This is a genomic window from Aquincola agrisoli (assembly GCF_036621135.1).
Taxonomy (GTDB): domain Bacteria; phylum Pseudomonadota; class Gammaproteobacteria; order Burkholderiales; family Burkholderiaceae_C; genus Aquincola; species Aquincola agrisoli.
In genome coordinates this window covers 255,543-275,833 of sequence record NZ_JAZIBG010000019.1, presented here as the reverse complement: position 1 = coordinate 275,833, position 20,291 = coordinate 255,543, and the positions used below count along the sequence as shown (strand labels likewise).

The following is a 20,291-nucleotide window of genomic DNA, read 5'->3' as shown; positions in this document are numbered from 1 at the left end:
TCAGATCCCTTTCTGCACGGCCGGGCCGGCCTGCCGGCCCTGCGTGCTGCGGCGGCCGAGCTTGAGGCGCAGGGCCAGGAGGTTGAAGCGCAGCTTCTTGCCGTCGACCAGGGTGCGCTCGCCCCACGCCGTCAGCGTGTGCAGCCCTTCGGGCGCCTCGCCGCGGGCGTGCGGCGCGAGCCGGCGCACCAGGGTCTCGCGGTAGTGCGCCGGGCCCACTTCGTCGACGCGGTAGAGCGCCAGGGCGTGCCCGTAACCCGCGCGGCAGTCCTGCCCCGGCCGGTACAGCCGGCCCTCGTGCTCGAAGCAGCCGCCGGCCATGCGTGCGCCGGCCACGTCGACCTTCACCGGGTTGTTGAGGTGAGGCCGCCAGGGCCCTTCGATGCGCTCGGCGTGGTAGAGGCACAGGTTGTCCCAGGTGCCGCGGTCCAGGTCGGTGAAGGCCAGCCACCAGCGTCCTTGCCAGCGGAAGATCGCCGGGTCGGCCGCCGCCACCCCGTGCAACACCGTGGCCACGGGCACCCACTGCCCCTGCGGCCCGACGCGGTGCAGGACGCACTCCCGGTCGGCGGCGGTCTCGGCCAGCCCGTACACCTGGCCATCGGCCTCGAAGACGTTGGGGAACGAGGCATGGCCGCGCCCCACCGGCAGGCGGCCGGCCACTTCGATGCGCGACCCGTGGAGCCGCAGGCACTCCAGGTGGCCGAGCGAGGTGCGTTCGTCGTAGCGCTCGCAGAACAGCAGGCCGGGGTGGCCCGGCATGCCGAACGGGTCGGCCCAATAGCCGGCGTCGTCCGGCGGCGTCAGCCATTGGATGGGAGGCATCGTCTCGGCCTGCAGCAGCGCATGGATCGGCTGGTCGACGACCCCTACGCGCCAGTGCTCCGTCAGCCAGCGCGACCGCTGGCGCCGCAGGCCGCGGGCCCATCGCGACTGGAGCCGGCTCAGCCACGCGCCCCGGCGCACCGGCGGCCGCGGGGCGGGGAGCAGGCACCCGGCGTCCGGCGCCACGCCCAGCCGCACGTCGACCAGCGCCTGCACGAGCATCGCCACCAGCGCGGCATGCGCCTCCTGCAGACCGTCACCCTGTGCGAGCGGGCCGGTGGCATGGCTGCGTCGCAGGGCGCACCAGCCGCCCGCCGCTTCCTCGATCAGCGTCATGTCGACGCCCTGCGCCTGCGAGAGTGAACACCACCAGGCGGCATCGCCGGCCAGCAGGCGGTGCTTCGCGTCGACGATGGCCCATCGACGCTCGCTGCCGCGCACGACCGGCGCACCGGCCTCCCCGGTGTCCAGCACGATGTCGGCGGCAGCCGCGCTGCCGCTCGCCACCAGCTCGACGCCGTCCACCCCCTGCAATGCCGCAGCCAGGCGCGGCAGCCAGGGGGACGGCGCCGCGCCGGGCGCACCGGCGCGGATGCGCAGCGGCCGGCGGTCCCTCGATGGCGTGCAATGCTCGGCCATGCTCACAGCCTGCGGTAGAGGCTCTCGGGCAGGTGGAACTGCCGCTTGTTGAGCACCGCACCCAGCGGCCGCGCGTGCACCGCGCGCAACTCCGCCAGCAGGTTGTCGACCACGGGACGGCGGGTCTTCTGCGCCTCCAGCACCACCACCACGCCGTCGCAGTGCGGCGCGATCAGCAGGCCCGCCCGCGACCGCGACGCCGCGGGCATGTCGATCACGATCTCGTCGAACGACCGGCGCAGCATGTCCCACGAGGCCTCGCGCTGCAGCGCGAGTTCCTGGGAGGTCTCGGCCTGCTCGCTGAGCAGCGAGCCGAGCCACCAGCCATGGGCCGTCTGCCGGATCTCCGCCTGGCCGTCGCCCTCGGCCTGCGACAGCGCGACCAGCACGCTGCGGCCCGACCAGGCCGATTCCGTCAGCAGCAGCGCACGCCGCCCCGTGCCCTGCGTGACGGCCTGCACATAGGCCCGCGCCAGCGTGCTGGTGCCTTCGCCCGAGCCGCTGGAGATGAAGCCGACCACCCGGCCGGCGCGGCCGCGCGGCAGCATGGCGTCGATGCGCAGGCGCAGATCGCCCATCTGCGAGAACTGGACTTCATGCTTCATGGAACGTCTTCTTTCAATACCGCCATAACGCGCGCCGGGCGGTGCGACGCGTCGGTTGGGCAGGCCGTACCGCGGCTTGCGCGCGGCGTCGCGGGCCGTGCGCATCACGAAGGACGAGTTGGAGACGAGGTAGCGGCGCCACAGCCGGCGCGGCTCCGACCCGAGCCGGTGCAGCCATTCCAGCCCGCTGTGCTGCACCCACTCGGGCGCGCGCGAGACCGTGCCCGCGTGGAAATCGAAGGCCGCTCCCACGCCCAGCATCACCGAGCGGATGCGGCCGCGGTGCCGCGCCATCCAGGCCTCCTGCTTGGGGCAGCCGAGGCCGACGAACAGCAGGCCGACGTTGGCGTCGTTGATGGCGTCGCACACCGCCTGGTCCTCGTCCGGCGTCAGCTCGCGGAACGGGGGCGACCCCATGTAGCCGATCTGCAGCGCGGGAAACGCCGACTGCAGCCGTTCGCGCAGACGCTCCAGCGTCTGCGCGGTGCTGCCGAACAGGCCGATGCGCACGTTCATCATCTCCGCCTCGCGGCACAGCGACCACATCTTCGACGGCCCGTCGATGCGCGTCTGCCGCGGGAAGCCGTTGCGCGCCAGCGTCCACGCCACCGGGGCCCCGTCGGGCAGCGCCATGTCGGCCTGCTCGATGACCCGGCGATGCGCCGTGTCGCTCCTGGCGGCCACCAGCGAATGCACGTTGCAGAAGCACACGTAGCGCGATTCGCGCTTGAGCGCCCAGCGCATCAGCACGCGACGGACACGGTCGCGCGAGATCACGTCGACGGGCATGCCCACCACCACGCCGCGATGGCGCGGCTGGTAGGCGGCATCGGTGCCGGTGAAGCGCAGGCGGTAGCGCTCGCCCAGCCGGCGGTAGGTCTCGTAGACCGGCGCCAGCACGGTCTCCGGCTGGTACGGAACGACCGCGTCCGCGGCGGGCGCGCCGCGCCACTGGTCGCGGTGGTCCAGCACCTGCGCCAGGCATTCGGCGAACGCGGCCTCGGTGCGGTCGGTGGCGATCAGGCCGTTGGTGCCGGGCAGCACCACGCGGCGCACTTCGCCGACGTCGGTCGTCGCCACCGGCAGGCCCGAGGCCAGCGCCTCCAGCACCGCGATCGGCATGCCCTCGTACGCGGATGACAGCGCGAAGGCATCGCTGGCACGCAGCAGGTTGGCGATCTCGGCGGGCCGCCGCAGGCCGAGGAAATGCACGTGCGGCTCGATGCCCCAGCCCACCGCGGCATCGGCCATCGCGCCGCGCAGCGCCCCGTCGCCGACCACGAGCAACTGCACGTGCCGGCCGAGCGAGCGCAGCCGCGCCACGGCGCCGAGCAGCAGCAGCGGATCCTTCTGCGAGTCGAGCCGCCCGACGCTGATGACGTACTCGGCCTGGGCATCGAGCCCGAGCCGCTGCTGGACGATGTTGCGCGCACGCTCGCGCTGTGCCGCGTTGGGCGGCGTGAACACCGCGTTGTCGACCCAGGTCGGGAGGAACCGGATGTCGTCCTCCTGCGCGGGGTAACGCTGGCGCAGGGTGTGCACGCCCGTCTCGCGCACGCACCAGATGGACGCGAACTCCGGGACGAGCCTGGCCTCCAGGCTGCCGTAGAGGCCGGGCATGCGCCGCCACAGCATGTCGGACTGGGCCGAGCGCACGACCTCCGGGTCCTGGTGGAAGAACACGTTCATCGGCTGCGCGAAGCCGCGCAGCGGCAGGCAGGGCTCGATGCGGTGGAAGTCGAACACGTCGGCGCCGCGCGCCAGCTTCACGTGGTGCTTCCACAGCGCATACGTGTAGCGGGCCGACAGCGGCAGCGCGCCGCGCCGGCCGGCATGCTCCACGGCCACCAGCGGATGGAAGTCGAACTCCACGTCGCCGAGCACGCAGCGGGTCCACTGCCCGAGCGGGCGCGCCTGCGGGTCGGTCGTCATGCCCACCAGGCTGAAGCGCAGGTCCTCGGGCGCCGACTTGATGATGCCGCGGATGAAGGTGTCGATCCCGCCAGGCACCACGCCAACGGGATCGGCCGGATAGAACATGCGGATGTGGATGGGCTTCACGGGTTCGTACGCAAGGAGGTGAAGGGGAGGTGCTGAACCGACGGCCGGGGCCTCAGCGACGCGGCGGAGGCCACCACGCAGCACAGCAGGCTCAGCCCCACGGTCTTGCTGGCCAGCGAGTTGGTGGTGGACGAGATGACGACGAAGGTCAGCAGCGCGACGCGCAGCGCCCCGAAGGCCCGCCGCCAGAGCCAGCGCAGCAGGCAGCCGAACCCGATGAAAAAGGGCACGAAGCCCGCCACGCCGAACTGGATGAACAGCACGAGCCAGAAGTTCTCGATCGCCTCGACCGGCGCATCGAGGCCGAGGCGGATCATCAGCTTGGCCATCTCGTCGGGGCTGGTCCCGAAGAGGATCTGGTCGGCGCCCATGAAGTCGAACACGCCCCACACGCGCATGCGCACGCTGGCGCTGTTGTCCCAGACCAGGCCGTTGAAGATGCGCTCGCCCAGACCACTGCCCGCGACCACCCCGACCGTCAATGCCATCAGCAGGCCAAGGCCCACGCTGCCGCCGGTGAGCTGCAGGTAGCTCAGGCGCCCGCGCGCCAGGGCATCGACGAGACGGAACACGGCGTAGCTGCCGTACATGAGCAGCGCCACCGCGAACGACGTGCGGCCGCCGAAGGCCAGCAGGCTGAGCACCATCGCCAGGCCCATGGCGTACCGCAGCACGCGCGGGGCGGGCAGCAGCAGCACCACCGGCAGCAGCGAAGCGGTGGTCTGCGCGTTCATCAGCGGATGGCCCAGCAGGGCCGACGCGCGGAAGTACTCGTCCAGCATCTCCGGGCCGCCGGCCAGCCGCAACGGCACCAGGCGCGCCTGCGCCAGCGCCTCGCCCAGCCCGAGCAGCGCGTTCGCCACCAGCGTGAAGCCGATGAGGGCGAGGAAGCGGCGCTGCCACCGCGCCTCGAACAGCATCGTCGTGAGCAGGCAGAGCCCGGCCATGATCAGCGTGTCGATCACGAACGCGGCCCCCGACGGCCCATAGCGCAGCACCGAATAGGCCAGCAGGTACACCACGCTCGCGAGGTAGACCGCCACCAGCGGCTGCTGGCCGAGCAGCCTCAGCGCGACGCCGAGCGGGTTGCCATGGCTGCACAGCGCGATGAAGAGCGCCAGCAGCGTGAGGTAGGTGCCCGGATGGATCTTGGCCGGCATGGGCCCGTAGGGCGCGTCGTAGGGGATGCCCAGCGCGAACAGGCTGGAGGCCGACAGACCCAGGTAGGCCGCGAGGCCCAGGCCGAACAGGCACGCGGCCACGCGCCGCCAGCGGACGCCGGGCGCCGGCGTCATGGTGCTGCCCTCAGGCCGAGCGCGACCCGGGCCGCGGGCTCCAGCCGGCGCGGCAGGCCATCCGCACCGCCGGTGTCGACCGCGATCCCGAAGATGTCGGCATAGTCCCAGACCGTCCAGCCGAAGCCGGCCTGCTCGAGCGCCTGGCGCACGTCGCCGATCCAGCGGTAGCGGGCGGCCGGCGCCACGCCGGCCCGCACCACGCCGAACTCGTTGCACACCACCGTCACGCCGTGGCGCCGGGCCCAGGCCGCGACCGCGGTGAACTCGCCGGCGATGCGCTCGGGGCCCCATCGCTCGTCGCGGTAGGCCTGCAGCTCCCGGTGCGCCCGGCGGTGCGGCTTCTTCAGGCGCGGTTCGGCATCCACCGCGGCGCTGGCGGGATAGCCGATGCCGGTCCACAGGCCCGCGGTGGTGTGGCGTTCGTCGAGCCAGTCCATGCCCTGGTGCGTGAACAGGTAGGGCAGGTAGAAGTGGAAGGTGTAGGCGACCCACGGGTCGCCGTCCGGCGGCAGCGCCATCAGGCCGTCCGCGCTGCCGCCGCGCGCGCCGGTCAGCAGCACCAGGTGTCGGAACGCATGCCCGCGCACCGCGGCCAGCAGGCGCCGCTGCAGCGCGGGCCAGCGGCGCTCGCGCCAGCCGTAGTACTGCGGCTCGTTGTAGAGCTCGAACGCCACATGCGCGGGTGGCAGGTCGGCGAACGCCGACGCGACGTGCGACCAGAGCGCCACCAGCCCGTCTTCCAGCCGCGGGGCCTGTTCGATCGCCACCTTGGTCTCGTGGACCATGTGCAGGTCGATCACCACGTCGAGCCCGGCCGCGATCGCCCTCTCGGCGCCGGCACGCAGCCCGCGCAGATCGGGCATCGCCGCATCGCGCCAGCCGAGCACGACCGGATCGAACGGCAGCCGCACGTGGTCGAAGCCCGAACGCGCCAGCTCCTGCATCTCCTCCGGCGAGACCCCGCGGTTGCGCGCGTAGTCGAACCAGTGCGTCAGGTTGACGCCGCGGCGCAGCGCAGGCCGCGGCGCGGCGGCCTGCGCCGTCGTGCCGAACGCCAGCGCCAGGCCGGCGCCCACCGCGCGCCGGAGGGCGCGGCGGCGTGACGGACCGGCGGCCTCGTCACGGGCCGTGAAGGCGTCCACCATCGTGCCGCCTCAGCGGACGAGTGGCACGGCGGCCAGCAGCGGCAGGCCGAGTTCGCGCGGGACCTGCTCGGGCGAGATGAAGGTGTCGCGCAGCAGTGCAGTGACGAAGGCCACCAGCAGCGCGCACACCACGCTGAGCACGGCGCCCACCGCCAGGATGATCGGCTGCAGGTTGCGGCCCTCGAGCGGCACGCGCGGCGCCTGGACCACGCTGACGCTGGACCGGCGGTCGCGCTCCAGCCCATGGATGACCCGCTCCTCCTCGAGCCGCTGCATCGCGCCCTGGTAGGTATCTTCCACCAGCTTGCGCTCGCGCTCCAGCACCTGCAGTTCGCGCTGGCTCGACGCGAGGCGCTGCAGACGCTGGTCGATCGCCTCGCGCTGTGCCTTCAGCGTCGCGCGGCTGGCGTTGGCCTGCCGCTGCTCCGCCAGCGTGCGCAGCCAGTCGGACTCGATGCTGTCGAGCACCGGGCTGCGCCCCGTGCGGACCAGCCGTTCGGGGTTGCGCTGGAGGTCGGCGATGAAGGCCTCGGTGCGGGCGATGTCGGCACGCACGTCCTGCACCATCGGCACGTCGTCTGAGAACTTCGACGACAGGTCGCGTTCCTTCAGCTTCAGGTCGAGCAGCGACTTGCGGGCACTGTCCAGCGCTTCGCTGCGCTGCGTTTCCGAGGACAGCGTCATCTGGTCGTTCATGCCGCCCAGGCTGCTGCGCAGCGACGCCGCGCGGCCGGCCGTCTGCGCCAGCTGCTGCTCGATGTCGCCGAGTCGCATCTCGATGCCGTTGCGCTGCGTGATCAGCAGGCTCTGCTGCTCGCTGAACGACTGGATCCCCTTGTCCTTCTTGAACGCCTCCAGCCGCGTCTCGAGCGACCGCAGCCGGCCGGCCAGCTCGTCCGCCTTGGCCTGCGCGGTGCCGAGCGACGCCGGGCTGAAGATCGTGCGGCGGTGATCGAGGTAGGCCTCGGTGATCTGGGCCAGCACGCGGGCCGCCATCTCGGGATCGCGGTGCGTGAAGGTGAGCACGGCGACGTTGGAGTCCTTGATCAGCTTGGCGTCGAAGCCATGCTGCAGCTCGAGCACCGCCTGGTCGCGCAGCTCGGCTGCCGACTTCGCGTCCTTCGCGAGCCACGGATAGACGACCGCCGGGCCGATCCGGTCGACCGCCGCTTCCTTGATGTCGCGGCTGTTCAGGATCTCGACCTCGGCGCGCAGCGTCTCGCGGCTGTCGTAGGCGATCGGTGACGCGGCGGCGGCCGCGCCGACCTCTGGCCGGTACATGTACTCCCGCCCCAGCCGCAGCAGCAGCGAGGACTCCGCGGTGTACCGGGGCGACGGCATGAACGACGCCAGCACCGTGAGCGCCATGGCCGCCAGGAAGGCCAGCGCGATGCGGCGCCGGTCGCAGAAGGCGGTGTTCAGGAACTCGCGCAGCGACAGGCGCGAGCTGCCCAGCGCGGGGGCCGACAGGCGTGCGAGATCGTTGTGCACTGCTGCGAGCTCGGGCATGACCACGGTCGCGGCCCACTCGTTCTTCATCGCTGCACCCCCACCCCGTCGCGGTTGATCGAGTAGGAAAAGCCCACGCTGATCGGCAGGTTGCGCCGCACGTACTGGTCGATCCAGAGGTTGAGGTTCGCGATGCCGCTGCGCGGAACCACCACCACGTCGTACGGCTGCAGCAGGACGTCCTGCGACAGGTCGCCCCCGGCCAGCGCGGCATCGAGGTCGAGCTTCACCATCTGGCGCTCGCCGCGCTCGCCACGGCGCATCAGCACGACCTCACGCGGCTGGGCCGTTTCGCGGAAGCCCTCCGCGGCCATCACGGCCTGCAGCGCGGTCAGCGGCCCGAGCAAAGGCTGCACGCCGGGACGCGCGACTTCACCGCCCACGAACACCCGCTGCGATGCCGCGCCGGCGACGTTGATCGAGACCTCGAAGCGCTTCACGCTGCTTTCAAGACGCTGCGCCAGCAGCGCCGTCAGCTCGGCCACGCTCAGGCCCTCGACCTCCAGCTCGCCGGCCAGCGGCAGCGCCACGCGGCCGTCGGAGCGCACCGTGGCCACGGTGTTCAGCTCCGGCGTGTAGAGGAAGCGGAAGTTCAGCTCGTCGCCACGGACGATCCGGTAGACGTACGCCGGCGGCACCGCCACGGCGGGGGCGGCAACGGCGTGCGTGTCGGTTGCGCCAGACGAGGCAGCGACACCCAGCCAAAAAACGGCAATGGCAAGCCCGCCGCCCCGTGATCCGGGCAGTGAAAATCGATGCATGGTGAAAACCGCGACGAGGTGGACGACAAGGCTTTATTCAGCCCTGCGGCGCCAGCCCGCCTACCCCTGGCAACTGTTCGAATGCCCAAATCCTAGGGCTGTATCACGCCGAAGAGTGGCACCCTCCCCCCCCTGAGGAAGGGAGCCGTCAGTGCAAAATTCCTCACTTCTTCAGCACACAAACACCACTTGGCGGGATGCGCGTGAATCAGCTCCATCGCCTCGAGCCTGCGACGATCCGCTTCGGCCCGGATGGGGTGCCTGAGGCGCCGGCCTTCGGCGACGTCTATCACGCGCGCACGGGCGCCCAGGCGCAGGCCGAGCATGTGTTCCTCGGCGGCAACGGCCTGCCGACTCGCTGGCGCGGCCGGCCCCGCTTTGTCGTGCTCGAGACCGGCTTCGGCCTGGGCAACAACTTCCTCGCGACCTGGGCCGCATGGCGCAACGACCCGCAGCACTGCGCACGGCTCTGGTTCGTCTCGATCGAGAAGCATCCGCCTCGGCGGGAGGACCTTGACCGCGCGCTGTCCGTCTCGCCGCACGCGCCGCTGGCGCGCCAGCTGGTCGCTGCCTGGCCGCCGCTGGCGCCGGGGATGAACCGGCTGGCGTTCGAGGACGGCGCCGTGCTGCTGCACCTGCTCTTCGATGACGTCGCCAGCGGCATGCGCCAGCTCCGGTTGCAGGCGGACGCGATCTACCTCGACGGCTTTGCGCCATCGCGCAACCCGGCGATGTGGGACCGCCACGTGCTCAAGGCGCTCGGCCGGCTCGCTGCGCCGGGCGCGACGGCCGCCACCTGGAGCATCGCGCGCAGCATGCGCCGGGACCTCGTGTCCGCGGGATTCGAGGTGCAGCTCGCTCCGGGCCTGCCGCCGAAGCCGGAGATGACGGTCGCCCGCTTCGCGCCGCATTTCGCGGCACCCCGCGCGGTGCAGGCCGCGCCGATGAACGCCGCCGGCACCGGCGTGCTCGTCGTCGGGGCCGGGCTGGCCGGAGCCGCCTGCGCCCGCGCGCTCGCCCGGCAGGGCTGCGAGGTGACGGTACTCGAGCGCCATGCCGCACCGGCGCAGGAGGCCTCGGGCAATCCGGGCGGCCTGTTCCACGGCATCGTCAATCCGCAGGACGGCCTGCATGCCCGCTTCAACCGCGCGGCGGCGCTGGCGGCGGCACGCTGCTACGCGCCCCTGCTGGCCGACGGTCGCGTGCCCGGCCGCATCGACGGCCTGTTGAGGCTGGTGTTCGACGCAGGGGCCGCAGAGGCGATGCAGGCCGTGCTGGCCGACCTGGCGCTGCCGCCCGAGTACGTGCAGGCGCTCGACGCCGCGCAGGCCCGGCAGCGCAGCGGGCTGCCGCTCGGCGAGCCTGCCTGGGCCTATCCCCAGGGCGGCTGGCTCGACCCCGGGGCGCTGGTGCGCCAGTGGCTCGCCGGGCCGGGTGTCACGCCCCACCCCGGCACGGCCGTGGCCGGCCTGCGGCGCGAGGGCGGGCGCTGGCTGGCGCTCGATGCGGATGGCGGCGTGATCGCCGCCGCTCCACAGGTGGTGCTTTGCAATGCGCACGATGCCTTGCGGCTGCTCGGCGGCCCTGCTTGGCCCGTGCAGCGCCAGCGCGGCCAGCTCACGCGGGTCGGTGCCGGCGAACCCGGGCTCGTGCCGCCGGCGCTGCCGGTGGCCGGCGCGGGCTACACGCTGGCGCTGCCGGACGGCAGCGTGCTGTGCGGGGCGACGGCGCAGTTCGGCGACGAGGACCCCGCCGTCCGGCCGGCCGACACCACCGCCAACCTCGCCCAGCTGGCACGGTTGACCGGCACGCACATCGACGCCGGCAGCGGCAGGGTCAGCGGCCGCACGGCGTTCCGCCTGGTGGCCAGCGACCGGCTGCCGGTGGTCGGCGCCGTGCCGCAGCCGGACGCGCAGGCCGAGCAGCCGCGGCATGTTGCACGGGAACCGGGCCTCTACGTGTGCACCGCGCTCGGTTCGCGCGGCATCACCTGGGCGCCGCTCGCCGGCGAGCTGCTGGCCGCGTGGATCACGGGGGCACCGATGCCGCTGGAGGCAGCGCTCGTCGATGCGCTCGACCCGGCCCGCTTCGCGGTGCGCAGGATGCGCCGCCCCGGCGGGAACGGCGCTTAGAACTCCAGCGTCCGAACGCCGTCGGCGGTGCCGAGCAGGCACACGCGTGCCTTGTGGCGCGCGAAGATCCCGACGCTGACCACGCCGGGCCACTGATTGATTTCCGTCTCCAGGCCCAGCGGATCCGTGATCGACAGGCCGCGCACGTCCAGCAGCGGATGCCCGTTGTCGGTCAGCACCCCCGCCCGCAGCGTGGCCTGGCCGCCCAGCGCGGCGAAGCGCCGGGTGATCTGCGCCTGCGCCGACGCGATGATCTCGACCGGCAGCGCAAAGGCGCCGAGCGTGCCCACGAGCTTGGAGGCGTCGGCGATGCAGACGAAGCGGTCCGCCAGGTCGGCGACGATCTTCTCGCGCGTCAGCGCGGCACCGCCGCCCTTGATCATGAAGCCGCGGTGGTCGATCTCGTCGGCGCCGTCGACGTACACCGGCAGGTGCTCGACCTCGTTGCCGTCGAAGACGCGGATGCCGTGCGCCTCCAGCCGTGCGGTGCTCTGCTGCGAGCTGGACACCGCCCCGGCGATGCGGTCGCGGATGCCTGCCAGCGCATCGATGAACTTGTTCACCGTGGAGCCGGTGCCCACGCCAACGATGCTGCCGGGCACGACATGGGCCAGTGCGGCCTGGCCGACGAGGGCCTTGAGTTCGTCTTGTGTCATGCGCGGATTATCGAGTGCCGGCGGCGCGGGACAATAGCGCCATGATCGTTCCCTACGCCCTTCCCCGCGCGCTGCTCTTCGGCATGGATGCCGAGCGCGCGCACGACCTCACCCTCGATGCCGTCTCGCGGCTGCAGAACACGCCGGCCCAGTGCCTCTGGGCCCAGGCGCGCGTATCGGACCCGGTCACCGTCGCCGGCCTGCGCTTTCCCAACCGCATCGGCCTGGCCGCCGGGCTCGACAAGAACGGACGCTGCATCGACGGCTTCGGCGCGCTGGGCTTCGGCGCGATGGAGATCGGCACCGTCACGCCCAAGGGCCAGCCGGGCAATGCCAAGCCGCGCATGTTCCGCCTGCCGGCCGCCGGGGCGCTGATCAACCGCCTGGGCTTCAACAACGAAGGGCTGACGGCGTTCCTGTCGAACGTGCAGCGCGCGTACAGCTTCAGGCGGGGCGGCGGGGTGCTCGGCCTCAACATCGGCAAGAACGCGAGCACGCCGATCGAGCGGGCGGCCGACGACTACCTGGCCTGCCTGGAGGGCGTGTTCCCGCATGCGGACTACGTCACCGTCAACGTCTCCAGCCCCAACACGCAGAACCTGCGCTCGCTGCAAAGCGACGAGGCGCTCGATGCGCTGCTGAGCACGCTGCAGGCGCGCAAGCAGCAACTGGAGGCGGCGCAGCCCGACCGCTCGCGCCGCGTGCCGATGTTCGTCAAGATCGCGCCGGACCTCGACGAGACGCAGGTCAAGCTCATCGCCGGCACGCTGCGCCGCACCGGCGTGGACGGCGTCATCGCGACGAACACCACCATTTCGCGCGAGGCGGTGCAAGGCCTGCCGCACGCCCAGGAAACCGGCGGGCTGTCGGGCCGCCCCGTCTTCGAAGCCAGCAACCGCGTCATCGCCCAGCTGCGCGCCGAGCTGGGGAGCGGCTTCCCGATCGTGGGCGTGGGGGGCGTACTCAGCGGCGCCGATGCACGCGCCAAGCTGGCGGCCGGCGCCGACCTGGTGCAGATCTACACCGGGCTCATCTACCGCGGGCCCGCCCTGGTGCACGAAGCGGCGCTCGCGATGCGCGGCCCGATCGCAGCGCCTTGATCTGGATCAGGGTGGCCGCGGCGCGCAGGCCTAGAGTGCATGCCCATCATGCACAAGACCACCGACATCATCCGCCAGGAGCACGCGGCCCTCTCCGCGATGCTGCGCTCGATCCTGCTGCTGCTGGCGCAGTCGCGGCGCGAGGGCACGCTGCCCGACTTCACGGCGCTGCGCGCGATGCTGTTCTACGTGGACGAGTTCCCCGAACAGCGCCACCACCGCAAGGAGTCGGAGCTGCTGTTCCCCAAGCTGCGCGCCCGCACGCCGCTCTCGCGCGACCTGCTCGACGAGCTGGACCACCAGCATGGCCGCAGCGAGCGCGCGATCCGCGAGGTCGAGCACGCGCTGCTGGGCTTCGAGATGATGGGCGAACCGCGGCGGGGCCCGTTCGAGCGTGCGATGGAGTGGTACGTCGACCACTACCGGGCCCACATGAGCCTGGAGGAGCAGCAGCTGCTGCCGCTGGCGGAACGCGTGCTGACGCCCACCGACTGGGCGGAGCTGGACGCCGCGTTCGAGCAGAACCGCGACCCCTTCACCGGCCACGCGCCGACCGCCGACTACGCGGCGCTGTTCAGCCGCATCGTCGCGCTGGTGCCGGCGCCGATCGGGCTCGGGCCGGCACGCGCGTGAGGCAGGCCGCGTTCAGAGCAGCGGCACGCCCGTCTTCGACTGCAGTTCGTCGCGGGTGACGCCGGCCGCGAGTTCGACGAGCTTCAGGCCCTGAGGCGTCACGTCCATCACCGCCAGGTCGGTGATGATGCGGTTGACCACGCCCACGCCCGTCAGCGGCAGGGTGCACTCGGGCAGGATCTTCAGGTCGGTGCTGCCGTCCTTCTTCTTCGCGACGTGCTCCATCAGCACGATCACGCGCGGCACGCCGGCCACCAGGTCCATCGCGCCGCCCATGCCCTTGACCATCTTGCCGGGGATCATCCAGTTGGCCAGGTCCCCCTTGGCGCTGACCTGCATCGCACCGAGGATCGACAGGTTGATCTTGCCGCCGCGGATCATCGCGAAGCTGTCGTGCGAGCCGAAGATCGACGAGCCGGGGATCGTCGTCACCGTCTGCTTGCCGGCGTTGATGAGGTCGGCGTCCACCTCGTCCTCCGTCGGGAACGGGCCGATGCCGAGCATGCCGTTCTCGCTCTGCAGCCAGACCTCGATGCCCGGGGGCTGGTGGTTGGCCACCAGCGTGGGCAGGCCGATGCCCAGGTTCACGTAGAAGCCGTCCTGCAGTTCGGCGGCGGCCTTCGCGGCCATTTCGTCATGCGTCCAGGCCATGGTCAGGCTCCTGCTTTCGAAGTGACTTTCTCGGTGATCGTGCGCTTCTCGATGCGCTTCTCGGGATGGGCATTCACGACGATGCGGTGCACGTAGATGCCGGGCAGGTGGATGTCGTCGGGATCGATGTCGCCCGTCTCGACCAGGTGCTCCACCTCCACCACCGTCAGCTTGCCGGCCATCGCGCAGGCCGGGTTGAAGTTGCGGGCCGTGCGGCGGAAGACGAGGTTGCCGCTCTTGTCGGCCTTGTAGGCCTTGACCAGCGCCACATCCGGGTTGAGCGCCCGCTCCATCACGTACAAGTGGCCATCGAACTCGCGCGTCTCCTTGCCTTCGGCCACGATCGTGCCGACGCCGGTGCGCGTGAAGAACGCCGGGATGCCGGCGCCGCCGGCGCGCAGCTTCTCGGCCAGCGTGCCCTGCGGGGTGAACTCCAGCTCCAGTTCGCCGGCGAGGTACTGGCGCTCGAACTCCTTGTTCTCGCCGACGTAGCTGGAGATCATCCGCTTGATCTGCCGCGTCTCCAGCAGCTTGCCGAGGCCGAAGCCGTCGACCCCTGCGTTGTTCGAGATCACGGTCAGGTCGTTCGCGCCGCTGTCGCGCAGCGCGTCGATCAGCGCCTCGGGGATGCCGCACAGGCCGAAGCCCCCGACCGCCAGCAACTGGCCGCTCTTCACAACCCCATCGAGTGCCGCCGCGGCACTAGGGAAAACCTTGTTCATCTGGAAGCTCCTGGAACGGGACGCGCGAGCGTACTACGTATAGGATTAAGTAGAAGATACGCACAATCGCTTAAGGAGGAGCATGGAGCCCACCCCCGCCGCAACCGAGCCCGTGTCGGTACCGGGCCTGCAGGATGCGCTCTCCAGCCTCTTCGCGCCATGGGTACAGGAACTGAGGCTGCAGGTGCTGGAGGCCTCGCCCGGCGAGGTGCTGCTCTCGCTGCCCGTCACGCCGCATCACGTGCACGTCGGCGGCGTGGTCTGCGGCCAGACGCTGATGGCCGCGGCCGACACCGCCATGGTGCTGGCCGTCATGAGCCGCCACGGCGGCCGCTTCCGGCCGATGACCACGGTGCAGTTGCAGACCAGCTTCCTGCGTGCGGTGCCCGCCGGCGCCGGCAGCGCCCGGGTGCGCGCGCGGGTGCTCAAGATGGGCAAGAGCCTGGCCTTCGGCGGCATCGACATCACCGGCGCCGACGGCCAGCTTGCGGCCCAGGCGACCACCACCTACGCCCTGCTCTGAACCGGAGCCTGCCATGGTGGCCCTCGCCGAGCTTCCGCTGGACTACCGCACCGCGTTCGACCAGGCACCGATCGGGCTGGTGATGTCGCGCCATCGCCTGATGGTGGACTGCAACCGCCAGATGCTGGAGATCTTCGGCGCCTCGCGCGAGGACATCATCGGCCAGTCCTTCGAGCGGCTCTATCCCACGCACGACGAGTTCGAGCGCACCGGCGCGCGCATCGTCGCCCGCCTCGGCCCGGGGGGGCGTTACGCCGACGAGCGCGTGATGAAGCGCCTGGGCGGCGCGAAGGGCGGCGAGCTCTTCTGGTGCCACGTCTCCGGCCGCGCCCTCGATCCCAGCCAGCCGCACGCCGCGGGGATCTGGACCTTCGAGGATCTCTCCGCGCAGCGCCGTGTCGGCTGCGAACTCACGGCCCGCGAACGGGAGATCGCCGCGCTGCTGATCGACGGCCTGACCAGCAAGCTGATCGGCAAGCGCCTGGGCATCAGCCCCCGCACGGTCGACGTGTACCGCGCCCGCCTGATGCGCAAGTACGAAGCCGCCACCACGCCCGAGCTGGTGCAGAAGATGCTGCGGGCCTGAGCCCTGGCCTGGCGCGGCGCCGATGATCACCGTCCACCACCTCGACAACTCCCGTTCGCAGCGAGTGCTGTGGCTGCTGGAGGAGCTGGCGCTGCCCTACGAGATCACGCTGTACAAGCGGGATCCGAAGACGCTGCTCGCCCCGCCGGAACTGCGCGCCGTGCACCCGCTGGGCAAGTCGCCGGTCATCACCGACGGGGACATCACGGTGGCCGAATCGGGCGCCATCGTCGAGTACCTGCTCGACACCTACGGCGCGGGCCGGCTGGCACCGCCGCGCGGCAGCGCCGAGGGGCGCCAATACACCTACTGGCTGCACTTCGCCGAAGGTTCGGCCATGCCGCCGCTGCTGCTGAAGCTGGTCTTCGAACGCATCCGCAGCCAGCCGATGCCGTTTTTCGTCAAGCCGATCGCGCGTGGCATCGCCGACAAGGTGATGGACCTGCTCGTGCAGCCCAACCTGCGCCGGCAACTCGATTTCATGGACGCCGCGCTGGCCCGGCAGCCCTGGTTCGCAGGCGCCGAGTTCAGCGCCGCGGACATCCAGATGAGCTTTCCGGTCGAGGCCGCAGCGGCCGGCGGCGACACCGGGCCGTCGCGCCCCCACCTGGCCGACTGGCTGGCACGCATCCACGCGCGCCCGGCCTACCGGCAGGCCCTGCAGCGCGGCGGGCCCTATCGGCTCTCCCGGTGAGCCGCCCGCCGCGGGGCGGACGGCAGGCCGATCAGCCGCGCACCGAAGCCAGGGCCGCGTTGAACGTCTTGCTCGGCTGCATCACGGCCCGGGTCTTCTCGGCATCCGGCAGGTAGTAGCCGCCGATGTCGGCCGGCTGGCCCTGCACCGCGAGCAGTTCGGCCACGATGGTCTGCTCGTTGGCGGCCAGGGTGGCGGCCAGCGGCGCGAAGTGCGCCTGCAGCACCTTGTCCTCCGTCTGCTCGGCCAGCGCCTGCGCCCAGTACATCGCCAGGTAGAACTGGCTGCCGCGGTTGTCCAGCTGGCCGGTCTTGGGCAGCGGGTTCTTGTTGTTGTCCAGCAGCTTGCCGGTGGCGAGGTCCAGCGTCTTGGCCAGGATCTTCGCCTGCGCATTACCGGCCTTGATGCCCAGGTCCTCCAGCGAAACCGCCAGCGCCAGGAACTCGCCCAGCGAATCCCAGCGCAGGTGGTTCTCCTCGACCAGCTGCTGCACGTGCTTGGGGGCGGAGCCGCCGGCCCCGGTTTCGTACATGCCGCCGCCGGCCATCAGCGGCACGATGGACAGCATCTTGGCGCTGGTGCCCAGTTCCATGATGGGGAACAGGTCGGTCAGGTAGTCGCGCAGGATGTTGCCGGTGACCGAGATCGTGTCGAGCCCGCGGATCACGCGCTCCAGCGTGTAGCGCATCGCGCGCACCTGGCTCATGATCTGGATGTCCAGCCCGGTGGTGTCGTGGTCCTTCAGGTAGGTCTTGACCTTCTTGATGACCTCGTTCTCGTGCGGGCGGTACGGGTCCAGCCAGAAGACCGCGGGCATGCCGGAGTTGCGGGCGCGCGTGACGGCCAGCTTGACCCAGTCGCGGATGGCCGCGTCCTTCACCTGGCACATGCGCCAGATGTCGCCCTCTTCCACGTTCTGCGACAGCAGCACCTCGCCGGTGGCCAGGTCGACGATGTTGGCGACGCCGTCCTCGGCGATCTCGAAGGTCTTGTCGTGCGAGCCGTACTCCTCGGCCTGCTGCGCCATCAGCCCGACGTTGGGCACGGTGCCCATGGTCTTCGGATCGAAGGCCCCGTGCCACTTGCAGAAGTTGATCATCTCCTGGTAGATGCGGGCGAAGGTGCTCTCGGGCATCACGGCCTTGACGTCCTTCAGGCGGCCGTCGGCACCCCACATCTTGCCGCCGTTGCGGATCATGGCCGGCATCGAGGCGTCGACGATGATGTCGTTGGGCGAATGGAAATTGGTGATGCCCTTGGCCGAGTCGACCATCGCCAGCTCGGGCCGGCCTTCATGGCAGGCGTGCAGGTCGCGCAGGACTTCGTCGCGCTGGGATTGCGGCAGCGTGTTGACCTTGTCGTAGAGGTTCACCATGCCGTTGTTGACGTTGACGCCCAGGTCCTCGAACAGCTTGGCGTGCTTCTCGAAGGCCTTCTTGTAGAAGATCTTGACGCAGTGGCCGAACACGATGGGGTGCGAGACCTTCATCATGGTCGCCTTCACGTGCAGCGAGAACATGACGCCGGTGTTGTACGCGTCGTCGATCTCCTTCTCGTAGAAAGCCAGCAGCGCCTTCTTGCTCATGAACATCGAGTCGATGATCTCGCCGTCCTTCAGCGCGACCTTGGGCTTGAGCACGATGGTGTTGCCGCTCTTGGTGACCAGCTCCATCTTGACGTCGCGCGCCTTGTCCAGCGTCATCGACTTCTCGCCATGGTAGAAGTCGCCGGCATGCATGTGCGAGACATGCGAGCGCGAGGCCTGGCTCCACTCGGCCATGCTGTGCGGGTTCTTGCGGGCGTAGTTCTTGACGGCCAGCGGCGCACGGCGGTCGGAGTTGCCTTCGCGCAGCACCGGGTTCACCGCGCTGCCGATGCACTTCGCGTAGCGCGCGCGCACGGCCTTCTCTTCGTCCGTCTTCGGGTTCTCCGGGTAGTCGGGGATCTTGTAGCCCTTGCCCTGGAGTTCCTTGATGGCCGCCATCAGCTGCGCCACCGAGGCGCTGATGTTGGGCAGCTTGATGATGTTGGCGTCGGGCTGGAGCGTCAGCTTGCCCAGCTCCGCCAGGTTGTCGGGCACGCGCTGCGCTTCCGTCAGGCACTCGGGAAACTGGCCCAGGATGCGGCCGGCGACCGAGATGTCGCTGGTCTCGACGCGGATGCCGGCCGGCGCGGTGAACGCACGCACGACGGGCAGGAACGCGCAGGTGGCCAGCGCGGGCGCCTCGTCGGTGAGGGTGTAGATGATGGTGGGTTGCTGGGTGGTGCTCATCGTGGACTTCCTGAATGAGGTAGCGCCCGCCGGCGCCGCCCGAGGTGGGGCCTGGCGCCTGCGCGGCGTGAAACGGGGGTACGGTACAGGGGCCGGGACTACTGATCCATGGCGTCGATCATGACCTGACCGAAGCCCGAGCAGGACACCTGCGTCGCACCCTCCATCAGTCGGGCGAAGTCGTAGGTGACCTTCTTGGACGCGATCGCCTTCTCCATCGCGCTGATGATGAGGTCGGCGGCTTCCTTCCAGCCCATGTGGCGCAGCATCATCTCGGCCGAGAGGATCTCGGAGCCGGGGTTGACGTAGTCCTTGCCGGCGTACTTCGGGGCGGTGCCGTGCGTGGCCTCGAACATCGCGACGGAGTCCGACAGGTTGGCGCCGGGCGCGATGCCGATGCCGCCGACCTGCGCCGCCAGCGCATCGGAGACGTAGTCGCCGTTCAGGTTCAGCGTGGCGATCACGGAGTACTCGGCCGGACGCAGCAGGATCTGCTGCAGGAAGGCGTCGGCGATCGAATCCTTGATGGTGATGTCCTTGCCCGTGCGCGGGTTCTTGAACTTGCACCACGGGCCGCCGTCGATCGGCTGCGCGCCGAACTCCCTTTGCGCCAGCGCGTAGGCCCAGTCGCGGAAGCCCCCTTCGGTGAACTTCATGATGTTGCCCTTGTGCACGATGGTCACGTTGGGCTTGTCGTTGTCGATCGCGTACTGGATGGCCTTGCGCACCAGGCGCTCGGTGCCTTCCCTCGAGACGGGCTTGACGCCGATGCCGGAGGTGTCGGGGAAGCGGATCTTCCGCACGCCCATTTCCTCCTGCAGGAACTTGATGAGCTTCTTCGCCTTGTCGCTCTCGGCCTCGAACTCGATGCCGGCGTAGATGTCTTCCGAGTTCTCCCGGAAGATGACCATGTTGGTCTTTTCAGGCTCCTTCACCGGGCTGGGCACGCCCTTGAAGTACTGGATCGGGCGCAGGCACACGTACAGGTCGAGCTCCTGGCGCAGCGCGACGTTCAGCGACCGGATGCCGCCGCCGACGGGCGTGGTCAGCGGACCCTTGATCGAGACGACGTAGTCGCGCACGGCGTGCAGCGTTTCTTCGGGCAGCCACACGTCGGGGCCGTAGACCTTCGTCGACTTCTCGCCGGCGTAGACCTCCATCCAGTGGATCTTGCGGCGGCCGCCGTAGGCCTTCGCCACCGCCGCATCCACCACCTTCAACATGACCGGCGTGATGTCCAGCCCGGTGCCATCGCCCTCGATGAAGGGAATGATCGGCTCATCGGGAACATTGAGCGAGAAGTCCGCGTTGACGGTGATCTTCTGGCCGCCCGCGGGCACCTTGATGTGCTGGTACATGGATGGAGGGGCTCCGGTAAACAACGAAGGGGGATCGCGATTAATTCTAGTTCAGGGTCCCTGTCAACCATGGGGACGGGCGAGGCCCGGAGCGCTCGCTACCATGTGCGCCTCCAGCTCC

At 70.4% G+C, this 20,291-nt stretch carries 17 protein-coding genes; 6 read left to right on the top strand and 11 right to left on the bottom strand.

What is annotated here, in order from left to right; all coding sequences use genetic code 11:
- The 6 genes from V4F39_RS07535 to V4F39_RS07510 are packed head-to-tail and all read right to left on the bottom strand — an operon-like array spanning position 1 to position 8,726.
- Positions 1-1,464, bottom strand: coding sequence for a glucosamine inositolphosphorylceramide transferase family protein (locus V4F39_RS07535; protein WP_332288698.1), 1,464 nt, complete (start codon positions 1,462-1,464; stop codon positions 1-3).
- Positions 1,465-1,466: 2 nt separating this feature from the next.
- On the bottom strand, positions 1,467-4,130 hold the full coding sequence (locus V4F39_RS07530; protein ID WP_332288697.1) for a WecB/TagA/CpsF family glycosyltransferase: 2,664 nt from the start codon (positions 4,128-4,130) through the stop codon (positions 1,467-1,469).
- A complete protein-coding gene (locus tag V4F39_RS07525) occupies positions 4,127-5,425 on the bottom strand; it encodes a VpsF family polysaccharide biosynthesis protein (protein ID WP_332288696.1) in 1,299 nt (432 codons plus the stop codon). Before V4F39_RS07525 ends, V4F39_RS07530 begins: the two co-directional genes overlap by 4 nt.
- Positions 5,422-6,573: a glycoside hydrolase family 5 protein gene (locus V4F39_RS07520; protein WP_332288695.1), complete on the bottom strand. Its 1,152-nt coding sequence runs from the start codon at positions 6,571-6,573 to the stop codon at positions 5,422-5,424. Before V4F39_RS07520 ends, V4F39_RS07525 begins: the two co-directional genes overlap by 4 nt.
- A gap of 9 nt (positions 6,574-6,582) precedes the next feature.
- Positions 6,583-8,112 (bottom strand): GumC family protein, encoded by a 1,530-nt coding sequence (locus tag V4F39_RS07515; protein ID WP_332288694.1) that lies wholly within the window; start codon positions 8,110-8,112, stop codon positions 6,583-6,585.
- Complete coding sequence (locus tag V4F39_RS07510) at positions 8,109-8,726, bottom strand: polysaccharide biosynthesis/export family protein (protein WP_332288693.1); 618 nt, start codon at positions 8,724-8,726, stop codon at positions 8,109-8,111. The genes V4F39_RS07515 and V4F39_RS07510 overlap by 4 nt, the downstream gene beginning before the upstream one ends.
- 320 nt (positions 8,727-9,046) lie before the next feature.
- Between V4F39_RS07510 and mnmC the strand changes: the two genes are divergently transcribed.
- Positions 9,047-10,975: a bifunctional tRNA (5-methylaminomethyl-2-thiouridine)(34)-methyltransferase MnmC2/FAD-dependent 5-carboxymethylaminomethyl-2-thiouridine(34) oxidoreductase MnmC1 gene (mnmC, locus tag V4F39_RS07505; RefSeq protein WP_332288692.1), complete on the top strand. Its 1,929-nt coding sequence runs from the start codon at positions 9,047-9,049 to the stop codon at positions 10,973-10,975.
- Here the strand turns inward: mnmC and rpiA are convergent.
- Positions 10,972-11,631: a ribose-5-phosphate isomerase RpiA gene (gene rpiA, locus V4F39_RS07500; protein WP_332288691.1), complete on the bottom strand. Its 660-nt coding sequence runs from the start codon at positions 11,629-11,631 to the stop codon at positions 10,972-10,974. The genes mnmC and rpiA overlap by 4 nt on opposite strands.
- A gap of 41 nt (positions 11,632-11,672) precedes the next feature.
- On the opposite strand from rpiA, the gene V4F39_RS07495 reads away from it, so the two are divergent.
- Together V4F39_RS07495 and V4F39_RS07490 are read left to right on the top strand one after the other, a co-directional pair.
- Positions 11,673-12,731 (top strand): quinone-dependent dihydroorotate dehydrogenase, encoded by a 1,059-nt coding sequence (locus tag V4F39_RS07495; RefSeq protein ID WP_332288690.1) that lies wholly within the window; start codon positions 11,673-11,675, stop codon positions 12,729-12,731.
- Positions 12,732-12,770: 39 nt separating this feature from the next.
- Positions 12,771-13,364 carry a hemerythrin domain-containing protein gene (locus V4F39_RS07490; RefSeq protein WP_378235072.1) on the top strand — a complete coding sequence of 198 codons (594 nt, stop codon included), beginning with the start codon at positions 12,771-12,773 and terminating at the stop codon, positions 13,362-13,364.
- A 12-nt stretch (positions 13,365-13,376) separates the two neighbouring features.
- On the opposite strand, the gene V4F39_RS07485 is transcribed toward V4F39_RS07490, so the two are convergent.
- Together V4F39_RS07485 and V4F39_RS07480 are read right to left on the bottom strand one after the other, a co-directional pair.
- On the bottom strand, positions 13,377-14,015 hold the full coding sequence (locus V4F39_RS07485) for a 3-oxoacid CoA-transferase subunit B (protein WP_332288689.1): 639 nt from the start codon (positions 14,013-14,015) through the stop codon (positions 13,377-13,379).
- Between the two features lie 2 nt (positions 14,016-14,017).
- Complete coding sequence (locus tag V4F39_RS07480; protein ID WP_332288688.1) at positions 14,018-14,737, bottom strand: CoA transferase subunit A; 720 nt, start codon at positions 14,735-14,737, stop codon at positions 14,018-14,020.
- 82 nt (positions 14,738-14,819) lie between these two features.
- On the opposite strand from V4F39_RS07480, the gene V4F39_RS07475 reads away from it, so the two are divergent.
- The 3 genes from V4F39_RS07475 to V4F39_RS07465 are packed head-to-tail and all read left to right on the top strand — an operon-like array spanning position 14,820 to position 16,540.
- Entirely contained in the window at positions 14,820-15,260 is a 441-nt protein-coding gene (locus tag V4F39_RS07475; protein ID WP_332288687.1) for a PaaI family thioesterase, read from the top strand.
- Positions 15,261-15,273: 13 nt separating this feature from the next.
- Positions 15,274-15,846 (top strand): PAS and helix-turn-helix domain-containing protein, encoded by a 573-nt coding sequence (locus V4F39_RS07470; RefSeq protein WP_332288686.1) that lies wholly within the window; start codon positions 15,274-15,276, stop codon positions 15,844-15,846.
- Between the two features lie 22 nt (positions 15,847-15,868).
- Positions 15,869-16,540 (top strand): glutathione S-transferase family protein, encoded by a 672-nt coding sequence (locus V4F39_RS07465; protein WP_332288685.1) that lies wholly within the window; start codon positions 15,869-15,871, stop codon positions 16,538-16,540.
- A 31-nt stretch (positions 16,541-16,571) separates the two neighbouring features.
- Here the strand turns inward: V4F39_RS07465 and V4F39_RS07460 are convergent, their stop codons facing one another.
- Positions 16,572-18,812, bottom strand: a complete 2,241-nt coding sequence (locus tag V4F39_RS07460) for an NADP-dependent isocitrate dehydrogenase (RefSeq protein ID WP_332288684.1) — start codon at positions 18,810-18,812, stop codon at positions 16,572-16,574.
- 98 nt (positions 18,813-18,910) lie between these two features.
- Positions 18,911-20,170 (bottom strand): NADP-dependent isocitrate dehydrogenase, encoded by a 1,260-nt coding sequence (gene icd / locus V4F39_RS07455; protein WP_332288683.1) that lies wholly within the window; start codon positions 20,168-20,170, stop codon positions 18,911-18,913.
- Positions 20,171-20,291: the final 121 nt, after the last annotated feature.

Bases quoted from the DNA above. Each gene is read 5' to 3' on its own strand.
- V4F39_RS07535 (WP_332288698.1), bottom strand. From the start codon at position 1,464: ATGGCCGAGCATTGCACGCCATCGAGGGACCGCCGGCCGCTGCGCATC.
- V4F39_RS07525 (WP_332288696.1), bottom strand. From the start codon at position 5,425: ATGACGCCGGCGCCCGGCGTCCGCTGGCGGCGCGTGGCCGCGTGCCTG.
- V4F39_RS07520 (WP_332288695.1), bottom strand. From the start codon at position 6,573: ATGGTGGACGCCTTCACGGCCCGTGACGAGGCCGCCGGTCCGTCACGC.
- V4F39_RS07515 (WP_332288694.1), bottom strand. From the start codon at position 8,112: ATGAAGAACGAGTGGGCCGCGACCGTGGTCATGCCCGAGCTCGCAGCA.
- rpiA (WP_332288691.1), bottom strand. From the start codon at position 11,631: ATGACACAAGACGAACTCAAGGCCCTCGTCGGCCAGGCCGCACTGGCC.
- V4F39_RS07495 (WP_332288690.1), top strand. From the start codon at position 11,673: ATGATCGTTCCCTACGCCCTTCCCCGCGCGCTGCTCTTCGGCATGGAT.
- V4F39_RS07490 (WP_378235072.1), top strand. From the start codon at position 12,771: ATGCCCATCATGCACAAGACCACCGACATCATCCGCCAGGAGCACGCG.
- V4F39_RS07485 (WP_332288689.1), bottom strand. From the start codon at position 14,015: ATGGCCTGGACGCATGACGAAATGGCCGCGAAGGCCGCCGCCGAACTG.
- V4F39_RS07480 (WP_332288688.1), bottom strand. From the start codon at position 14,737: ATGAACAAGGTTTTCCCTAGTGCCGCGGCGGCACTCGATGGGGTTGTG.
- V4F39_RS07475 (WP_332288687.1), top strand. From the start codon at position 14,820: ATGGAGCCCACCCCCGCCGCAACCGAGCCCGTGTCGGTACCGGGCCTG.
- V4F39_RS07470 (WP_332288686.1), top strand. From the start codon at position 15,274: ATGGTGGCCCTCGCCGAGCTTCCGCTGGACTACCGCACCGCGTTCGAC.
- V4F39_RS07465 (WP_332288685.1), top strand. From the start codon at position 15,869: ATGATCACCGTCCACCACCTCGACAACTCCCGTTCGCAGCGAGTGCTG.
- V4F39_RS07460 (WP_332288684.1), bottom strand. From the start codon at position 18,812: ATGAGCACCACCCAGCAACCCACCATCATCTACACCCTCACCGACGAG.
- icd (WP_332288683.1), bottom strand. From the start codon at position 20,170: ATGTACCAGCACATCAAGGTGCCCGCGGGCGGCCAGAAGATCACCGTC.